The sequence below is a fragment of the Serratia sp. CY43202 genome, from assembly GCF_052168755.1.
In the GTDB taxonomy this organism is placed as follows: Bacteria; Pseudomonadota; Gammaproteobacteria; order Enterobacterales; family Enterobacteriaceae; genus Serratia; species Serratia bockelmannii.
Window position 1 is genome coordinate 126,387 of sequence record NZ_JBJNMB010000004.1, and the last position, 16,236, is coordinate 142,622.

Here is a 16,236-nt window from a genome sequence, read left to right on the forward strand (position 1 = left end):
ATGAATAAAATTTTCATTAAATTAATTTTAATGTGGTAAAAATTTTCATCATAAAAATGATGTCGGGGGAAAATTTATGTCAACACCAGAATTGCCGCGCTCCGGCGGTTGGTTCGAAAAAGCCCAGCTGTTCGGCAAGTCGTTCATGCTGCCGATCGCCGTGCTGCCGGCGGCCGGCCTGCTGTTGGGGATCGGCGGTGCGCTGTCCAATCCCAATACCGTCGAGGCGTATCCCTTCCTCGATGTCGGCTGGTTGCAAAGTATATTTACCGTGATGGCCAGTGCCGGTGCTATCGTGTTCGCCAACCTGGCGGTCTTGTTCGCGGTCGGCGTGGCGGTGGGGCTGGCCAAAAGCGACAAGGGCACGGCGGGGCTGGCTTCGCTGATCGCCTATCTGGTAATGAACGCCACCATCAATGCGCTGTTGAAAATCAACGGTACGCTGGCCACGCAGAACGCGGGCGCGGTGGGGCAGGGAACGATTCTCGGGATCCAGACGTTGGAGACCGGGGTGTTCGGCGGAGTGGTCATCGGTTTGGTGACCTGGTATCTGCACGGCCGCTATAACAAGATAGCGCTGCCACCGTTCCTGGGTTTTTTTGGTGGCTCGCGCTTTGTGCCGATCGTCAGCTCGCTGGCGGCGATGGCGGTCGGTGCCCTGATGACGGTGGTGTGGCCGCATTTCCAACAGTTGATCTTCGGCATGGGCGGTCTGGTAGACGCCAGCGGCTATCTCGGGACCTTTATCTACGGCTTCGTATTGCGCATGCTCGGGCCGTTCGGCCTGCATCACATCTTCTATCTACCGTTTTGGACCACCGCGCTTGGCGGCAGCGAAGTGATCAACGGACAGCTGGTGGAAGGCACACAACGCATTTTCTTCGCCCAGTTGGCCGACCCGAATACTCAGCAGTTCTACATTGGCACGGCGCGTTTCATGTCCGGCCGTTTTATCACCATGATGTTCGGCCTGGTCGGTGCCTGCCTGGCGATGTACCAGAGTGCGCGTCCCGAGAACCGCAAACGCGTCGGCGGACTGTTGCTGTCGGCGGCGCTGACCTCGTTTCTGACCGGCATCACCGAACCTATCGAATTCTCTTTCCTGTTTGTCGCGCCGGCGCTGTACGTGGTGCACGCGCTGTTCGACGGCCTGGCGTTCATGATCGCTCACATCCTGCATATCACCATCGGCCAGACGTTCTCCGGCGGCTTTATCGATTTCATGCTGTTCGGCGTGCTGCAGGGTGAAGCGAAAACCCACTGGATGTACGTCCCGCTGGTCGGTGTGCCTTGGTTCTTTCTGTACTACTTCACGTTCCGTTTCCTGATCCTGCGCTTCAACTTTAAAACGCCGGGGCGCGAGGCGGAAACTGCGCCGGAAGCGGTGATGACGGGCACCGAACGCTCGCAGCAGGTGCTGGCGGCGCTGGGCGGCAAAGAGAATATCGTCGAACTGGATTGTTGCGCCACGCGGTTGCGCGTGACGGTGAAGCAGAGCCGGTTGCTGGACGAAAGCGGGCTGAAGGCCAGCGGCGCACGGGCGGTTATCGTTCGCGGCAACGGTGTTCAGGTGATCTACGGCCCGCACGTCACCATCATTAAAAACGAAGTCGAGGAGTTGTTGGATTTATGACGCTTTCCATTTTGCAGCAGATTGAGGGGCGCCTGGTGGTGTCTTGCCAGGCGCTGGACGACGAGCCGCTGCACAGCGATTTTATCATGTCGCGCATGGCGCTGGCGGCCGAGCAAGGCGGCGCGGCGGCGATCCGCGCCAACGGCGTCGAAGACGTCAACGCTATCATGCGCACGGTGGCGCTGCCGGTCATCGGCATCATAAAGCGCGATTATGCGGGCAGCGACGTGTATATCACGCCGACCCTGCGCGAAATCGATGAGTTGATGGCGGCGGCGCCGCAGATGATCGCGCTGGACGCCACCGGCCACCCGCGGCCGGGGGAGTTGCAGCTGGCGGCGTTGGTCGCCGCGATCCGCGCCAGGTATCCCCGGCTGTTGCTGATGGCGGACATCGCCACTCTGGAGGAGGCGCAAGAGGCCGCCAGGCTGGGCTTCGACTGTGTGGGCACCACGCTGTACGGCTATACCGCTGAAAGCCGGGGCGCCCGATTGGCGGATAACGATTTCAGCTTTCTGCGTGCGGTGCTGGCGGCGGTATCGGTGCCGGTCATCGCCGAAGGCAATGTCGAAACGCCGGCGATGGCCGCGCGCTGCCTGAGGTTGGGGGCGCATGCGGTGGTGGTAGGGGGCGCCATTACCCGCCCGCAACAGATCACCAGCCGCTTTGTCGACGCCATCGGCGGGCGATAAGAGGCTCCTCGGCGCACCGGGGAGGGAAATCAGGCGTGCTGCTGAAGAAACTCCCGCCACAGCTCGACCACCCGCTGCAGATCCTGACGGCTGACGTCGAGGTGGGTCAGAATGCGTGTCAGCGGGCCGCTGCTGATCAGCACGCCACGTTCGCGCATCCACGGACCGAGTTTGGCCGCCAGCGCCGGCGGTTGGCGCAGGTACAGCACGTTGGTCTGCGCACCGGGATCGGCGATCTCTACGCCGATCTGCCGCAGCTGTTGCTCCAGCCAGACCGCGTTGTCATGGTCTTCGCGCAGCCGCGCGACGTTATGCTCCAAAGCGTAAAGACCGGCCGCCGCCAGGATGCCGGCCTGGCGCAGCCCGCCGCCGGTCATCTTGCGCCAGCGCAGCGCGCGTTGGATGAAAGCCTCGCTGCCGCACAGCAGCGATCCGACCGGCGCGCCCAATCCTTTTGACAGGCAAATGGTGAAGGTGTCGCAGTATTGCACGATCTCTTTCAGCGGCAGGTTCAGCGCCACGGCGGCGTTAAAGATGCGTGCGCCGTCGATATGCAGCGCCAGCTGCCGCTCGCGGGTAAATTGCCACGCCTGCTGCAGGTAGGCCTGCGGCAAAACTCGGCCGCTGATGGTGTTTTCCAGGCTCAGCAGCCGAGTGCGGGCGAAGTGGATATCGTCGGGTTTGATGGCGGCGGCGAGCTTGTCCAGCGGCAGCGTGCCGTCCGCGTCAGCCTCGATCGGCTGTGGCTGGATGCTGCCCAGCACCGCTGCGCCGCCGGCCTCGTATTTATAGTTGTGCGCCTGTTGGCCGACCAGATACTCGTCGCCGCGCTGGCAGTGGCTCAGCAGCGCCACCAGGTTGGCCTGGGTGCCGCTGGGCAAAAACAGCGCCGCCTCTTTGCCCGACAGGCGCACCGCCTCGGCCTCCAACGCGTTGACCGTCGGGTCATCGCCGTAGACGTCGTCGCCGACCTCTGCCTGAGCCATCGCCTGGCGCATGGCGGCGCTGGGGCGGGTGACGGTGTCGCTGCGTAGATCGATAAGCATAGGGTTCCTGGAATATAAGGGAGAGGAAAAGGGTACATGGCATCATATACCCTTTATTTCACCGGGGCAGCTGGCTTAGCGCAGCCAGTTGGTTTTCGCCAGCTCGACCACTTCGTCGCCGCGGCCGTTGATGATGGCGCGCAGCATGTACAGGCTGAAGCCCTTCGCCTGTTCGAACTTGATCTGCGGCGGCATCGCCAGCTCTTGCTTGGCGGTGACCACGTCCAGCAGCGCCGGGCCGGGATGCGCCAACATCTCCTGCAGCGCGCCGTCCAGATCCGACGCTTTTTCCACGCGGATGCCCTTGATGCCGGCGGCGTTGGCGATCGCCGCGAAGTCCGGATTATGCAGATCGGTGCCGTCGGTCAGGTAGCCGCCGGCCTTCATCTCCATCGCCACGAACCCCAGCACGCTGTTGTTGAACACCACGATTTTCACCGGCAATTTGAGCTGCGCCAGCGACAGGAAATCCCCCATCAGCATGGTGAAGCCACCGTCGCCGCACATGGCGATCACCTGTTTATCCGGCGCGGTGGCCTGGGCACCTATCGCCTGCGGCATGGCGTTGGCCATCGAACCGTGGTTGAACGAGCCGAGCAGGCGACGCTTGCCGTTCATTTTCACGTAACGGGCGGCCCACACCGTCGGCGTGCCGACGTCGCAGGTGAAGATGGCGTCGTCGCTGGCGTACTGGCTGAGCTGCTGCGCCAGATATTGTGGGTGGATCGGCTGGTCGTCGTTGGCGGTCGCCAGCCCGTCGAGCTCCTTACGCGCGTTGCGATAATGCTCCAGCGCCTTGTCGAGGAACGCCCGGTCGCGCTTGGGCTCCAGCTGCGGCAGCAGGGCGGTGAGGGTGGTGTGGATATCGCCCACCAGCGCCATATTGACCGGGCAGTGCGCGCCGATGCTGCCGGGGTTGATGTCGATCTGAATGATGTTGGCGTTGGTGGGGTAGAACGCGCGATAGGGGAACTGGGTGCCGAGCAGCACCAGCGTGTCGGCGTTCATCATCGCGTGGTAGCCGGAAGAGAAACCGATCAGCCCGGTCATGCCGACGCTGTAGGGGTTGTCCCATTCAATATGCTCTTTGCCGCGCAGCGCGTGCACCACCGGCGCCTGCAGCAGCTCGGCCAGCTTGACCACTTCATCGTGCGCGCCGGCGCAGCCGCTGCCGCACATCAGGGTGATGTTCTTCGCCTTGTTCAGCGTTTCTGCCAGCTTGTTCAACTCGCTCATCGGCGGCTGCACCAGCGGCAGCGCCGGGGTATGCCAGGTCAGCGTCGCGTCTTCCGGCGCCATGCGCAGCGCCACGTCGCCCGGTAAGACGACCACCGAGACGCCGCGATTGAGGATCGCCTTGCGCATGGCGATCTCCAGTACGCGCGGCAGCTGTTCCGGGTTGGAGACCAGTTCGCAATAGTGGCTGCATTCGCGGAACAGCTCCTGCGGATGGGTTTCCTGGAAGTAGCCGCTGCCGATTTCGCTGGAAGGAATGTGTGCGGCGATCGCCAGCACCGGCACATGGTTGCGGTGACAGTCGAACAGGCCGTTGATCAGATGCAGGTTGCCGGGGCCGCAGGAACCGGCGCACACCGCCAACTGGCCGGTGAGCTGGGCTTCGGCACCGGCGGCGAAGGCGGCCACCTCTTCATGGCGGGTGCCCAGCCATTCGATGGTGCCCATGCGGTGCAGGCTGTCGCTGAGGCCGTTGAGCGAATCGCCGGTTACGCCCCAAATGCGTTTTACGCCGGCTTGATCCAGCGTTTTGGCGATCAGTGTGGCTACGGTTTGCTTCATGGTTCCCCCAAACATGGTTTGAAAAACGATGTGGACTCGATCCGGTGAGTGTCAGCAGAACAACTGCAAGCATAGCTTACCGGCTGTGGACGAGATGCGGTCAGGAAGGGTAAAGAGCGTAGGACGGGAAGCAGTGTAACTGGGCTGGCCACGGGGAACTTGCCGATAAATGCCCCATCGCGGCGATGGGGCCAGGGGATCACGCCAGCGTGACGTCACCCTGCAACTGGCAACTGCAGGCCAGCACGTAGCCTTGCGCTATCTCTTCCGCGCTCAGCGTCATGGTGCTGGTGGTGGTGTAGTCGCCCTCGAGGATGCGGGTTTTGCACGAGCCGCACACCCCGGCGCGGCAGGCGGCGTTGACCGGCAGGGCATTGGCCTCCATCGCCGCCAGCAGCGTGCTGCCGACCGGCACGCGGAATTCGCGCAGCGGGCGCGCGGCGCGCAGCGTCAGTCCTTCGGTGGTGTCGGCCTGCGCCGTCGGCGTGTGGAACTGCTCTTTATGGAAATGCTCGGCCGGCACGCCGAGCCGGCGACACAGCTGCTCCACCTGATCCATGTAGGGTGCAGGGCCGCAGGTCATCACCGTGCGTTCGGCGATATCCGGCGCCGCCTGCCGCAGCGCATGTTCATCGATACGGCCGCTGAGGTAGCCGGGTTGCAGATCCTGCTCGGCCATCAGCGTCAGGCGCAGCTGCGGATAGGCGGCACACAGCGCGCGCCATTGATCGGCGAAAATCGTGTCGGCGGGGGTGCGTACGTTAAAGATCACGGCGATATCGCAGGCCGGACGGTTAGCGGTCAGCCAGCGGCACATCGAGACGATCGGCGTCACGCCGCAGCCGGCGGCCAGCATCAGATAACGATCGGCCGGGTGGCGCTCGCAGCTGAATTCGCCCTGCGCGTCGGACAGCCACAGCGTGTTGCCGGGCTTGACCTCTTGCGTCAGCCAGCGCGACCCGATGCCCTCCGGCAGGCAGCGCACGCTGATGCTGAGAAAGCGGCTCTGGCCGGGCGAGGAGGAGAGCGTATAGGCGCGCAACGTCTCTTCGCTGTTGCGAATGCTGACCAGCGCGAACTGGCCAGCCTGGTAAGGGTAGAAAACGTCGCAGATCAGGTTCAGCGTCCAGACGTCGGCGGTTTCACGCTGGATGGAATGCACCTGCATGCGGTTCGGGCAAAGCGGAGTGGGTTGAGTCATCGGGGCACCTCAAAAAACAAAGGGGCCGGCGCAGGCGGCCCCATAACGTAACGGCATCAGGCGAGCAGCGCTGCAATATCCTGCTCGACGGTGGTGATCGGACGCAGGCCGAATTTCTCGTTGAGGATCGTCATCAGGTTGTCGGTCAGGAAGCCCGGCGCGGTCGGGCCGGTGACGATGTTTTTCACCCCTAGCGACAGCAGCGTCAGCAGAATGACGATCGCCTTCTGTTCAAACCACGACAGCACCAGGCTGAGCGGTAGCTCGTTGACGCTGCAGCCGAGCGTATCCGCCAGCTTGACCGCCAGCATGATGGCGGAGTAGGCGTCGTTGCACTGGCCGACGTCCAGCAGGCGCGGCAACCCTTCTAGCGTGCCGAAGTCCAGCTTGTTGAAACGGTACTTGCCGCAGGCCAGCGTCATGATCAGGCAGTCTTGCGGCACGCTGCGGGCGAAGTCGGTGAAGTAGCTGCGCTCGTCGCGGCTGCCGTCGCAGCCGCCCACCAGGAAGACGTGGCGCAGTTTTTTCTGCGACACCAGGTCGATGACCGTGTCGGCGGCGTTCAGCAGCGTCTGGCGGCCGAAGCCAACGGTGATCAGGTGCTCAATCTCGGTGTAAGGGAAGCCGTTCATGCCCTGAGCCTGGCGGATCACGGCGCCGAAGTCGTCGCCTTCCAGATGGTTGACGCCCGGCCAGCCGACGATACTGCGGGTCCAGATGCGATCGCCGTAGTTGCCGACGTTAGGATCGATGATGCAGTTGGAGGTCATCACGATCGGGCCGGGGAATTTGGCGAATTCCGTCTGCTGGTTCTGCCAACCGCTGCCGTAGTTGCCCACCAGATGTTTGAATTTTTTCAGTTCCGGATAGCCGTGCGCTGGCAGCATTTCACCGTGGGTGTAGACGTTGACGTTTTGCCCTTCGGTTTGTTCGAGCAGCATGCGCAGATCTTTCAGATCGTGGCCGGAAATCAGAATGGCTTTCCCGGCCACCGGGCGCACGTTGACTGCGCTGGGCTGCGGATCGCCGTAGGCCTGGGTTTCACCGCGATCGAGGATCGCCATCACGTTGAAGTTCATCTTGCCGATGCCCATGGCGTTGTTCAGCAGGGTGTCGACGTCGCGCGGCCGGGTGCCGAGCCAGGCCATAAAGGCGTGGTAGTCGGCATAGAGTTGCTCGTCGAACTGGCCGAGCACGTGCGCGTGTTCCATATAGGCCGCCGCGCCTTTCAGGCCGTACAGGCACAGCATGCGCAAACCGTGTACGTCGTCGCCGACCTCGGCCTTGTCGCTGTTGAGGGCAAACTGCGCCGCCTGCAGCAGCAGCGCAGGCATATCGTTGCCGGCCAGCTGCAGCGCCGCCATCGGGTGATCGACGCGCACGCCGGCATCCAGCAGCCGGCAACGGGCGGCCAGCGAGTCGCGCAGCAGCAGGGTTTCCCGCGCGTAGCCGATGATGCGCTGGGAGTCGAAGTTGACGTTGGTCAGGGTGGAGAAGAAGGCGCGCGGGGCGAAGCTGTCGATCTCGTGGTCGACGATGCCCAGCGAACGCGCCTGCAGCGCCCAGGCGGAGAGTCCCTGCAGCGCCGCCACCAGCAGATCCTGCAGATCGGAGGTTTCCGCCGTTTTGCCGCACATGCCCTGAGCATACGAGCAGCCGTTGCCTGCCGGGGTACGGATGGTTTGTTCACATTGCACACAGAACATAGTCGCTTCCTTTTATTTTTAAAGTTGCATTTATAATGCTTGTTTAAAAGCATAGATCGGCGATCGGGGTTGCAAAAGGCTTTTGTGCGACTACTGCGGGCAAGTTTGATTTAGCGCAATTTTGCCGTGCGGATGGGAATTATTACGCTTTGGGGGCCGGCCGGCCCCCAGGGGAAAGGATCAGGAGAACAGGGCGATCAGCACCGGCGCCAGCAGGCTCAGCAGGAAGCCATGCACGATGGCGGGCGGCACCATGTCCAGCCCGCCGCTGCGCTGCAGCACCGGCAGGGTGAAGTCCATCGAGGTGGCGCCGCACAGGCCGAGGGCGGTGGAGCGGCTGCGGCGCACCAGCGTCGGGATCAGCATGATCGCCACCAGCTCGCGCGCCAGATCGTTGAAGAACGCGGCGCTGCCCATCACCGGGCCGTAGGCGTCGGTGATCAGAATGCCGGACAGCGAGTACCAGCCGAAGCCGGAGGCCATCGCCAGCCCGGCCTTGACCGGCAACCCCAGCAGCTGAGCCGCCAGCGCGCCGCCGGCCAGCGACGCGACGGTCACCACCAACGCCACCAGCGTGCCGCGGCGGTTAAGCACGATCTGGCGCAGCGTCATGCCGCTGTTGCGCAGCTGAATGCCGACCAGCAACAGCAGGAAGATCAGCGCATATTCGCTGCCTTTATGGGCGAACTGCAGCCATTGCCACTGCGTCAGGCCGAGCAGGAAGCCGCCGAGCACCACGCCGCACAGCTTGAGCGACTCCAGCGCCATGTGCATGCGCGAAGGCAGCTTTTCCTGTTTATGGCTGCTGCGCCACGGCATGCGCCGCTCCAGCAGCGCCAGCAACAGCAGATTGGCGCAGAGAATGCAGAAGAAGAACACCGCGCTGTACTGGAAGATCAGCACCAGGTTGCTGCTGAGATCTTCCATAAACGCCAGGCTGATGCCCATGAAAAACAGGATCACGTACACCATCCAGCTGAGCAGCCGGTTGATCAGCACCAGCAGCGGGCGATGGCGTAAGGGAATGAGGTAACCGACAATCAGCGGTAACAGAATAATCAACAGTCCTGAGTACATGGTGCAGCTTGTGTCCTTGAGTTTTGAAGCGCGCCGAACGGCGGCGAGGAGCACACGCTAACCAAAAGCCCGGCCGGAGTAAAGCGGCAGATTTGACGTTGGCCGCTTGACCTGCAAGGGGTTTTTTGACCATGCTCTGTGAAGGTCACCTCATTGAAGAGGCGACGGCGCGCACGGGAGGCGGCGGATGTTCTTGGAGCGTATCGAAATTGTAGGTTTTCGCGGCATTAACCGGCTGTCTCTGATGCTGGACGACAATACGCTGTTGCTCGGCGAAAACGCCTGGGGTAAATCCAGCCTGCTGGATGCGCTGACGCTGCTGTTGGCGCCGGAGCAGAAGCTGTATCGGTTTGAAGCGCACGACTTCCATTTCCCCCCCGGTGAAGAGTCGGCCAAAGAGCGCCACCTGCAGGTGGTGTTCACCTTCTGCGAAAAAGACATCGGCCATGCGCACCTGCCGCGCTATCGCCACCTGACGCCGCTGTGGGTCAAGGGCGAGGATGGCCTGAGCCGCATTCATTACCGCTGCGAAGGCGAGCTGGCCGACGACGGCACGGTGTGCACCTGGCGCGGTTTTCTCGATGCTGACGGCAACGCCTTTCAATTGCACCATATCGAACAGCTGGCCCACGCCATTATCCGCATTCATCCGGTATTGCGCCTGCGCGACGCGCGCTTTATTCGCCGCCTGCGCCCCAGCAGCCTCGGCGATGAACGTAAACCCGATACCCAGGCGCTGGCGCAGCAGCTGGATCAGCTGACGCGCGAGCTGGTGCGCAATCCGCAGAAGCTGACCAACGGCGAGCTGCGTCAGGGACTGGCGGCCATGCAGCAGTTGCTGGAGCACTATTTTGCCGAGCAGAGTTCGCAGGTGGCGCGGCCGCGCCGCCGCCGCGGCGGGGAGCCGGAGCAGGATGCCTGGCGCGCGCTGGACGGTATCAACCGTATGGTTGCCGAACCGAACAGCCGCAGCATGCGCCTGATCCTGCTGGGGATGTTTTCCACCCTGCTGCAGGCCAAGGGCGACGTCAAGCTGGATCCTCATGCCCGGCCGCTGCTGCTGGTGGAGGATCCGGAAACTCGCCTGCACCCGATCATGCTGTCGGTGGCCTGGGGGCTGCTCAATCAGCTGCCGCTGCAGCGCATCACCACCACCAACTCCAGCGAACTGGTGTCGCTGGTGCCGGTGGAGCACGTCTGCCGGCTGGTGCGCGAGTCGGGGCGGGTCGCGACCTACCGTCTCGGGCCGCGCGGGCTGAGCGCCGAAGACGGGCGGCGCATCGCGTTTCACATCCGTTTCAACCGGCCGTCGTCGCTGTTCGCCCGCTGCTGGCTGCTGGTGGAAGGCGAGACCGAAGTGTGGCTGCTGAACGAGCTGGCGCGCCAGTGCGGCTACCATTTCGAGGCGGAAGGGGTGAGGGTCATCGAATTCGCCCAGTGCGGCCTGAAGCCGCTGCTGCGCTTCGCCCGCCGCATGGGCATCGAGTGGCATGCGCTGGTGGACGGCGACGAAGCGGGCAAAAAGTACGCCAACACCGTACGCAGCCTGCTGGACAATCATGAAGACAACGAACGCGATCGGCTGACCGCGCTGCCGGCGCCGGACATGGAGCACTTCATGTTCCGCGAAGGGTTCGGCCCGGTCTATCACCGAATGGCGTCGGTGCCGCTCAACGCGCAGATGCCGGTGCGTAAGGTGATCCTGAAAGCGGTTCACCACTCGTCGAAGCCGGATCTGGCTATTGAGGTCGCGATGCAGGCCGGCGAATGGGGCACGGACTCGGTGCCGCCGCTGCTGAAGAAAATGTTCTCACGGGTAATCTGGCTGGCGCGCGGCCGGGCGGACTGACGGCCCGCCGGGCGTTATCGGGTGCAGAAATGCGCCGCCAGCCCTTGTTCCAGCTCGTCCAGCAGCTGATAGCGGCGGCGGTACTCGGCGCGCTTCTTGCTGGCAATCTCTTCGATAGGTTTGCGGGCGATGCGCTCGGGCAGCAGGAAATAGCCGCTGTCGAGCGGTTTGGCGCCCATCGACAGCCAGAACTGATCGTAATCGGCGTGCAGTTGGTCCTTCTTCTTACTCTGGTAACGCCAGTTTTGATAGATATGGGTGGCATTGCCGACGGCTACGATCTGGCGGATGCCGAGGTGCCGCGCCAGCGTGCAGATGCCTTCCAGCACCAGACGTTTGGGGAACAGGCCGTGGCACTCTTTGGTGGTGTGCTGGATTTCTGCGTGCGGCACCTCATGGTTTGCGCCCTGCAGGCCGCCGATGAACAGCGTCGGCTGCTGCTGATAATGCATCAGCGCAAAGGTGATCTCCGCCAGCATCACGCCGTTGGCGTTGCGCAGCAGCAGCGTGGCTTCCCCTTCCTTATTCAGTTTGTCGATCGCCGCCAGCTCCAGCGTGATTGGCGCTTCGTTCTTGCCCATTGCGCTGGCCAACACGAAAGAATTCGGGCCGAGGTGGCCGAGACGCATCTTCAGCGGCATGCGCTGTACGATAAGATCGTAATGATCGCGCAGGGCGAACAGGCATTCGATCTTGCTCATGTTGGCCGCCAGGTAGGGGCGATGCAGTTTGCACGGCAGGTTCGGCTGCGCGCTCAGGATTTCTTCCAGCAGCGGGTTGCTGGCCAGGGTGTTGAGCAGGCCGCTGGTGGTGCGCCAGTTGAACAGCGAACGGCCGAGAAACTTCAGGCGAAACGAGGTTTTTTTCCAGGCATTGCTCGGCGCCATTTCGCCATTGATCAGCGCCGTCATCAGTTGCCAGCCGTTAAGCGGCTGGGCGGAGGCGAGTGGGTAGCTGAGCTGTGACATGATGAAATCCTTGGCTTGTGTTGAATGGCGCTATTTCATCAAGGTTTCACTAAACGGGAGTTCAATGCTGAACTGTAACCAGGCGTGTCTCCACATTGTGTTGAGCTAAGGTTTAGTTATTCCCTACGTTGCATGCTAATTTAGCTCCGCCGCCGCAAGGGGCGGCCGATATTCACAAGCACAGGCAGGCCAATTTTGACAGGGTTTAAAGGACATAAACGCCGCTGGATACTCGTTCTGGCGGTCATTGCGGCGATGGTCGCGGCGGCCGTTTGGCACTTTCGCCATCCGGCGCCAACCGATTTCAAAACGGTAAAGGTCACCCAGCGTGATCTGCAGCAGAACGTGTTGGCGACCGGCCAGCTGGACGCGGTGCGTAAGGTCGACGTCGGCGCGCAGGTTAGCGGGCAGTTGGAAAAGCTGTATGTCGAAATCGGCGACAAGGTGAAGAAAGGCCAGTTACTGGGGGTTATCGATCCGCAACAGGCGCAGAACAGCATTCGCGAAGGCGAGGCGACGCTGCGCGAGCTGCATGCGCAGCTGCTGCAGGCACAGGCCGAGCAGCAGTTGGCGGCGGTCACGCTGCGGCGCAACCAGGCGCTGGCCAAACTGCAGGCGGTATCGCGTCAGGATCTGGATCAGGCGGCGACACAGCTGGCGGTGAAGAAAGCGCAGGTAGGCACCATCAATGCGCAGATCGCCCGGAACCAGGCCAGCCTGGATACCGCCAAGATCAATCTGGCCTACACCCGTATCGAAGCGCCGATGGATGGCGACGTGGTGCAGATCACCACGCTGCAGGGCCAGACGGTGATCGCGGCGCAACAGGCGCCGAACATTCTGACGCTGGCGGATCTGGGCACCATGCTGGTGAAGGCGCAGGTCTCGGAGGCCGACGTCATTAACCTCAAGCCGGGTCAGAAGGCCTGGTTCACGGTGCTGGGCGATCCGACCCGGCGCTTCGACGGCGTGCTGAAAGACATTCAGCCGACGCCGGAAAAGGTCAACAACGCCATCTTCTATTATGCGCGTTTCGAAGTGCCCAACCCGGAAAGGCTGCTGCGCTTGCAAATGACGGCACAGGTGCATATTCAGCTGGCCGGCGTCGAGCAGGCGCTGGTGATCCCGCTGGCGGCGCTGGGCGATCAGATCGCCGACAACCGTTACCACGTCTCGGTGCTGAAACAGGGCAAGGAAGAGAAGCGCGAGGTGGCTATCGGCCTGCGCAACAATATCGACGTGCAGATCCTCAGCGGGCTTGAGGCGGGCGATGAGGTGATCGTCAGCCGCGGCGGCGTGGAGGCCGGCTGATGGCGGCGCTGTTGCAGCTGAGCGGCATTCGCCGCAGCTACCGTTCCGGCGAGCAGACGGTGGAGGTGCTGAAGGGGATCAGTCTGAGCATCGACGCCGGTGAAATGGTGGCGATCATGGGGGCCTCCGGCTCCGGCAAATCGACGCTGATGAATATTCTCGGCTGTCTGGACAAGCCGAGCGCCGGGGTCTATCGGGTGGCCGGGCAGGATGTGGCGACGCTGAGCGACGATGCGCTGGCGCAGCTGCGGCGCGAGCATTTCGGCTTTATTTTCCAGCGTTATCATCTGCTGCCGCACCTGAGCGCGGCGCATAACGTCGAGGTGCCGGCGGTGTACGCGGGGCTGGGCAAAGCGGCGCGGCGCGAACGGGCGGAGGCGTTGTTGCGGCGCCTGGGGTTGGGGGAGCGCGTCAACTACCGGCCAAGCCAGCTTTCCGGCGGTCAGCAGCAGCGCGTCAGCATCGCCCGTGCGTTGATGAACGGCGGGCAGGTGATCCTGGCGGATGAACCGACCGGTGCGCTCGACAGCCACTCCGGCGAAGAGGTGATGGCGATCCTCAAACAGCTGTGCGCCCGGGGCCACACGGTGATCCTGGTGACCCACGATCCGGCGGTGGCGCGCCAGGCGGAGCGGATCATCGAGATCCGCGACGGCGAAATCATTGCCGACTCGCGCCCGGCGCCGCCGGAGGATACCCAGGCCAAGCCGCTGGCGCTGGCCGCCGCCGCGCCTTCCTGGCGGCAGATGGGCGGTCGTTTTCGCGAAGCGCTGGTGATGGCCTGGCGCGCGATGGCGGCCAACAAGATGCGTACCGCGCTGACCATGCTCGGCATCATTATCGGCATCGCCTCGGTGGTGTCGATCCTGGTGATCGGCGACGCCGCCAAGCAGATGGTGCTGGCGGACATCAAATCCATCGGTACCAACACCGTCGACATCTACCCCGGCAAGGACTTCGGCGACGACGATCCGACTTACCGGCAATCGTTGAAATACGGCGATCTCGATGCGCTGCGCGAACAGCCGTATATCAGCGCGCTATCGCCGAGCATCAGCAGCAGCATGCGGCTGCGCTTGGGCAACGTCGATGCGGCGGCCAATGTCAACGGCGTCAGCGAGCAGTTCTTCCGCGTGTACGGCATGAGCTTTACCCAGGGCGTCGGCATCGATCCGATGCAGGTGCAGTCGCAGGCGCAGACGGTGGTGATCGACGCCAATACCCAACGGCGGCTGTTCCCGCACCAGAAAAACGTGGTGGGCGAGGTGATCCTGGTGGGCAACATGCCGGCGACGGTGGTTGGCGTGGCCAAGGAGAAGCAGTCGATGTTCGGCAGCAGCAAGACGCTGAACGTGTGGGTGCCTTACAGCACCATGGCCAACCGGCTGATGGGCAACAATTATTTCGACTCGATCACCGTGCGCATCCGCGACGGCTACGACAGCAAGGAAGCGGAACAGCAGCTGTCGCGCCTGTTGACGCTGCGCCACGGCAAAAAGGACTTCTTCACCTATAACATGGACAGCCTGGTGCAAACCGCAGAGAAAACCACCCGCACGCTGCAGCTGTTCCTGACGCTGGTGGCGGTGATTTCGCTGGTGGTCGGCGGCATCGGCGTGATGAACATCATGCTGGTGTCGGTGACCGAGCGCACGCGCGAGATTGGCATCCGCATGGCGGTGGGCGCCCGTTCCGGCGACGTGTTGCAGCAGTTCTTGATCGAGGCGGTGTTGGTCTGCCTGGTGGGGGGCGCGCTGGGGATTACGCTGTCGTTCGCCATCGGCCTGGCGGTGCAGCTGGTATTGCCGGGCTGGCAGATCAGCTTCCCGCCGGCGGCGTTGCTGAGCGCGTTCCTCTGTTCCACCGGTATCGGCGTGGTGTTCGGCTATCTGCCGGCGCGCAATGCCGCGCGGCTGAATCCGATCGATGCGCTGGCGCGCGAGTAAGTAAAAGGCATAAAAAATGCCAGTCACACGGCGGCTGGCATTTTTATCGCAGTCAGGGTCAATGCAGCGCGACGCTGCCGGAAGCGTTTAGGACAGCGCCTCGCTTTCCACCGGCACAATAAGACTGGCATGGTTCCCTTTTGGCCCTTGATGCACGTCGAAGCTGACCTGCTGGCCTGCCTTCAACGTTCTGTAACCATCCATCTTGATGGTGGAGTAATGCGCGAAAATATCTTCGCCACCGCCGGCTGGGCAGATGAAGCCAAAGCCTTTGGCGTTGTTAAACCATTTAACAGTACCCGTCTCCATGCTTTTACATCCCTCGCAACGCTATTTTAAGTGAGATGAATAACTGAATTCGCACCCGCCGTAGGTGGGTAGCAGGGTGGACAAGGGGTGGTTAAAAGACCACCAGCCACGAATTTACACTCTAGAGCAAATGATCGGGGCGTCAAGGGATCGGCTTTTGTCGGCGGGGAGCAGTTCACCAAAGTTTGAAGCAGGTAACGCTATTGCCACGATTCAGTCACAATTGGCCCGTTTTTTTGCGCACGTTACAGTGCGGCGGGACGATGCCGAAGATGATAAAATAGTAACTATCCCCACTTTGAATAACCGAAACCTGCCCCCATATCAGAGGGCAGAGCAGAGAAGATGAGCAGCGATGGGCAATAACAACGACTGGCTAAATTTTGAACACTTGGCCGAAGAAAAACAAATCGATGCGGTAAAACCGCCGTCTATGTATAAAGTTATACTTAACAACGACGATTACACACCGATGGAATTTGTGATTGACGTTCTGCAAAAGTTCTTTTCTTATGATATTGAACGCGCAACGCAACTGATGCTCACGGTCCACTATCAAGGCAAGGCGATCTGTGGTGTTTTTACCGCCGAGGTGGCGGAAACCAAAGTCGTCCATGTGAACCGGTACGCAAGGGAGAACGAGCATCCGTTGCTTTGTACGCTGGAAAAAGCCTGAATAAGGCAATCTATTGGGGAGGTGC

Annotated in this window: 13 protein-coding genes; 6 read left to right on the forward strand and 7 right to left on the reverse strand. The window is 62.1% G+C overall.

Going from position 1 to position 16,236, the window contains the following annotated elements; translation table 11 throughout:
- Positions 1–76: 76 nt before the first annotated feature.
- Both ACJ8J5_RS09820 and ACJ8J5_RS09825 read left to right on the forward strand, forming a co-directional pair.
- Positions 77–1,633, forward strand: coding sequence for a PTS transporter subunit EIIC (locus ACJ8J5_RS09820; RefSeq protein ID WP_043137742.1), 1,557 nt, complete (start codon positions 77–79; stop codon positions 1,631–1,633).
- Entirely contained in the window at positions 1,630–2,325 is a 696-nt protein-coding gene (locus ACJ8J5_RS09825) for an N-acetylmannosamine-6-phosphate 2-epimerase (RefSeq protein ID WP_414104582.1), read from the forward strand. Before ACJ8J5_RS09820 ends, ACJ8J5_RS09825 begins: the two co-directional genes overlap by 4 nt.
- Before the next feature lie 29 nt (positions 2,326–2,354).
- On the opposite strand, the gene ltaE is transcribed toward ACJ8J5_RS09825, so the two are convergent.
- The 5 genes from ltaE to ACJ8J5_RS09850 form a co-directional block, all read right to left on the reverse strand.
- Positions 2,355–3,371: a low-specificity L-threonine aldolase gene (ltaE, locus tag ACJ8J5_RS09830; RefSeq protein ID WP_414104583.1), complete on the reverse strand. Its 1,017-nt coding sequence runs from the start codon at positions 3,369–3,371 to the stop codon at positions 2,355–2,357.
- 75 nt (positions 3,372–3,446) lie between these two features.
- Positions 3,447–5,168, reverse strand: a complete 1,722-nt coding sequence (gene poxB, locus ACJ8J5_RS09835) for a ubiquinone-dependent pyruvate dehydrogenase (protein WP_049295331.1) — start codon at positions 5,166–5,168, stop codon at positions 3,447–3,449.
- Between the two features lie 199 nt (positions 5,169–5,367).
- On the reverse strand, positions 5,368–6,369 hold the full coding sequence (gene hcr / locus ACJ8J5_RS09840) for an NADH oxidoreductase (RefSeq protein WP_414104584.1): 1,002 nt from the start codon (positions 6,367–6,369) through the stop codon (positions 5,368–5,370).
- A 56-nt stretch (positions 6,370–6,425) separates the two neighbouring features.
- Positions 6,426–8,075, reverse strand: a complete 1,650-nt coding sequence (hcp, locus tag ACJ8J5_RS09845; protein ID WP_414104585.1) for a hydroxylamine reductase — start codon at positions 8,073–8,075, stop codon at positions 6,426–6,428.
- A 180-nt stretch (positions 8,076–8,255) separates the two neighbouring features.
- Positions 8,256–9,152, reverse strand: coding sequence for a lysine exporter LysO family protein (locus ACJ8J5_RS09850; protein WP_033646639.1), 897 nt, complete (start codon positions 9,150–9,152; stop codon positions 8,256–8,258).
- A gap of 187 nt (positions 9,153–9,339) precedes the next feature.
- Here ACJ8J5_RS09850 and ACJ8J5_RS09855 point away from each other — a divergent pair, with 187 nt between their 5' ends.
- A complete protein-coding gene (locus ACJ8J5_RS09855) occupies positions 9,340–11,001 on the forward strand; it encodes an ATP-dependent endonuclease (RefSeq protein ID WP_414104586.1) in 1,662 nt (553 codons plus the stop codon).
- A gap of 14 nt (positions 11,002–11,015) precedes the next feature.
- Here ACJ8J5_RS09855 and ACJ8J5_RS09860 read toward each other — a convergent pair whose 3' ends face one another.
- Positions 11,016–11,969, reverse strand: a complete 954-nt coding sequence (locus tag ACJ8J5_RS09860; protein ID WP_414104587.1) for a VirK/YbjX family protein — start codon at positions 11,967–11,969, stop codon at positions 11,016–11,018.
- Positions 11,970–12,164: 195 nt separating this feature from the next.
- Here ACJ8J5_RS09860 and macA point away from each other — a divergent pair, with 195 nt between their 5' ends.
- Together macA and macB are read left to right on the forward strand one after the other, a co-directional pair.
- The gene (gene macA / locus ACJ8J5_RS09865) at positions 12,165–13,280 is read left to right on the forward strand and encodes a macrolide transporter subunit MacA (RefSeq protein ID WP_414104588.1); all 1,116 of its coding nucleotides are present in this window, start codon (positions 12,165–12,167) and stop codon (positions 13,278–13,280) included.
- On the forward strand, positions 13,280–15,226 hold the full coding sequence (gene macB, locus ACJ8J5_RS09870) for a macrolide ABC transporter ATP-binding protein/permease MacB (RefSeq protein ID WP_414104589.1): 1,947 nt from the start codon (positions 13,280–13,282) through the stop codon (positions 15,224–15,226). The genes macA and macB overlap by 1 nt, the downstream gene beginning before the upstream one ends.
- Before the next feature lie 87 nt (positions 15,227–15,313).
- Here macB and cspD read toward each other — a convergent pair whose 3' ends face one another.
- The gene (cspD, locus tag ACJ8J5_RS09875) at positions 15,314–15,535 is read right to left on the reverse strand and encodes a cold shock-like protein CspD (RefSeq protein ID WP_004928349.1); all 222 of its coding nucleotides are present in this window, start codon (positions 15,533–15,535) and stop codon (positions 15,314–15,316) included.
- Between the two features lie 355 nt (positions 15,536–15,890).
- Between cspD and clpS the strand changes: the two genes are divergently transcribed.
- Positions 15,891–16,211 (forward strand): ATP-dependent Clp protease adapter ClpS, encoded by a 321-nt coding sequence (gene clpS, locus ACJ8J5_RS09880; protein WP_004928347.1) that lies wholly within the window; start codon positions 15,891–15,893, stop codon positions 16,209–16,211.
- The last annotated feature ends 25 nt before the right edge of the window (positions 16,212–16,236 follow it).

What these genes read in the sequence shown, in the direction of transcription:
- ACJ8J5_RS09820 (WP_043137742.1), top strand. Translation starts at nt 77, where the DNA reads ATGTCAACACCAGAATTGCCGCGCTCCGGCGGTTGGTTCGAAAAAGCC.
- ACJ8J5_RS09825 (WP_414104582.1), top strand. Translation starts at nt 1,630, where the DNA reads ATGACGCTTTCCATTTTGCAGCAGATTGAGGGGCGCCTGGTGGTGTCT.
- ltaE (WP_414104583.1), bottom strand. Translation starts at nt 3,371, where the DNA reads ATGCTTATCGATCTACGCAGCGACACCGTCACCCGCCCCAGCGCCGCC.
- poxB (WP_049295331.1), bottom strand. Translation starts at nt 5,168, where the DNA reads ATGAAGCAAACCGTAGCCACACTGATCGCCAAAACGCTGGATCAAGCC.
- hcr (WP_414104584.1), bottom strand. Translation starts at nt 6,369, where the DNA reads ATGACTCAACCCACTCCGCTTTGCCCGAACCGCATGCAGGTGCATTCC.
- hcp (WP_414104585.1), bottom strand. Translation starts at nt 8,075, where the DNA reads ATGTTCTGTGTGCAATGTGAACAAACCATCCGTACCCCGGCAGGCAAC.
- ACJ8J5_RS09850 (WP_033646639.1), bottom strand. Translation starts at nt 9,152, where the DNA reads ATGTACTCAGGACTGTTGATTATTCTGTTACCGCTGATTGTCGGTTAC.
- ACJ8J5_RS09855 (WP_414104586.1), top strand. Translation starts at nt 9,340, where the DNA reads ATGTTCTTGGAGCGTATCGAAATTGTAGGTTTTCGCGGCATTAACCGG.
- ACJ8J5_RS09860 (WP_414104587.1), bottom strand. Translation starts at nt 11,969, where the DNA reads ATGTCACAGCTCAGCTACCCACTCGCCTCCGCCCAGCCGCTTAACGGC.
- macB (WP_414104589.1), top strand. Translation starts at nt 13,280, where the DNA reads ATGGCGGCGCTGTTGCAGCTGAGCGGCATTCGCCGCAGCTACCGTTCC.
- cspD (WP_004928349.1), bottom strand. Translation starts at nt 15,535, where the DNA reads ATGGAGACGGGTACTGTTAAATGGTTTAACAACGCCAAAGGCTTTGGC.
- clpS (WP_004928347.1), top strand. Translation starts at nt 15,891, where the DNA reads ATGGGCAATAACAACGACTGGCTAAATTTTGAACACTTGGCCGAAGAA.